Raw genomic sequence first — 1,820 nt, 5'->3', positions numbered from 1 at the left:
CCCCTTAGCTTATATGATTCATTTGTTTAGGAATAAAGATAGAAAAAACCGCTCCGCCACCATCATTATTACTTATTTCAATTGTACCATTTAACTCAGTCACAGCCTGTTTAACACTGGCTAAACCAAATCCTCTGTTTTTTTCATTTTTAGTCGAAAAGCCTTTTGTAAAAATGGCAGCTTGATTTCCAAAATCGACGCCATTCCCTGAATCTGCTACTTCAAAAACAATATCATTACCAATATCCGTTGTAAAAAAACTAACCTCTTTCTTACGATTACTTTTCATTACTTCTTCAAATGCATTATCGATAATATTTCCTAAAATAGTGATTAATTTAGATAGGTTAACATGTTTTGGAAGCAGTTGCAAAAAACTATTTGGATCAATCGTAAAGGTTATCTTATGCTCGGAGGCTTTTCCGATTTTCCCCAATAATATTGCCTGAACTTTATGATCATGTATTTGTTCAAATAAAATTCTACTTTGAATTTGATGATTGGAAGATTCCATTTGAATGAAATCTATTGCCTCCTCATATTCACCTAACTGGAGCAAACCTGACAAAGCATATAACTTATTTGTAAACTCATGTGTTTGCGCGCGTAAATCCTCAGAATACTTTCGTACTTCTGAAAGTGTATTAATCATTTCAGTAATTTCTGTTTTATCTCTGAAACTTGCAACCACCCCTACTATTCTATCCTTCTCAATTATCGGTGTCCTATTTACAATAACAACTCTATCATTTAGAAGCATTTCCCGATCACTTTCAAAATACCCTGACTGTAATACCCGATACATTTCGGTATTTGGTACCACATCTTCTATTGGTTTATTAACAGAATTCTCATTTATTCCTAGCATACTCTTTGCATTATGGTTCATTAAATTTATTTTACCATACTCATCAACTGCTATTATCCCTTCTTTAATGGAATATAAAATGGCATTCCGCTCTCGATATAAAGAGGCAATTTGGTGTGGTTCAAGCCCAAGAATATCTTTACGGATGTTTTTTGCTAGGAGTATCCCTCCACCAATTCCTAGGATCAACACGAAGAAAGCAATCATGCTATACTTCATTAATGTATTTAAAATCACTGCATGTATATCATCTAGCATGAATCCCACTGATACAATTCCAATGATATTTCCTTCCAGATCAAAGATCGGTGCTTTTCCACGCAAAGATGGCCCTAAGGAACCTATAGCCTTAGAAGAATAATACTCACCATGAATTAAAGCTTTATCATTATCTTCTCCAACCATCTTTTTTCCTATTTTCCATTCCTGTGGATGCGAATAACGAATACTATCTTTATTCCCTACAACTATATATTCCGCACCTACTTCTTCACGTATATGTTCAACGATCGGTTGAATTACTTTTGAAGGGTCTTCTAATTCAAATGCTTCCTGAATATCTGGCGTAAATGAAACGGTTGTAGCAACTTGTAATGCAAGTTTCCCCATTTCTTGTTCGGTTTGTTTTGACTCAAAATACGAAATGGTACCAGTTAATGAAATAATTACAAAAAGTAGTAACGATATGATTAGTATTAGAAGTTTAGATTGTAATGTCACTTTCATGATGGCTGAATTCCCTTCCACTATCATTTAAAAATAGGATATTTATACTAATTTTATGCTGAATAGTCAGAATTAATCAAGTATATCATTTTTGCCAAATTAAAAAAAGAGTGTGACGATGTCAACACTCAATGCGTCTTCCTGAAGCAAAAAAAAGGAGACATCGTCTCCTTTTTATCATCCTTCTTCATTGACTATTACGTTTTTCCCTCTCCATTTTAGGAAA

At 33.7% G+C, this 1,820-nt stretch carries 1 protein-coding gene; it reads right to left on the bottom strand.

The features are described 5' to 3' along the window. Positions 1-4 precede the first annotated feature (4 nt). Complete coding sequence (locus V7147_RS24895) at positions 5-1,594, bottom strand: sensor histidine kinase (protein ID WP_335370480.1); 1,590 nt, start codon at positions 1,592-1,594, stop codon at positions 5-7. Positions 1,595-1,820 lie beyond the last annotated feature (226 nt).

The sequence above is a fragment of the Bacillus sp. JJ1521 genome (assembly GCF_036965165.1).
Classification (GTDB): domain Bacteria; phylum Bacillota; class Bacilli; order Bacillales; family Bacillaceae_L; genus Ferdinandcohnia.
The sequence above is the reverse complement of the archived record's forward strand: the minus strand, read 5'-3'. Positions and strand labels throughout refer to the sequence as shown.

What these genes read in the sequence shown, in the direction of transcription:
- V7147_RS24895 (WP_335370480.1), bottom strand. Translation starts at nt 1,594, where the DNA reads ATGAAAGTGACATTACAATCTAAACTTCTAATACTAATCATATCGTTA.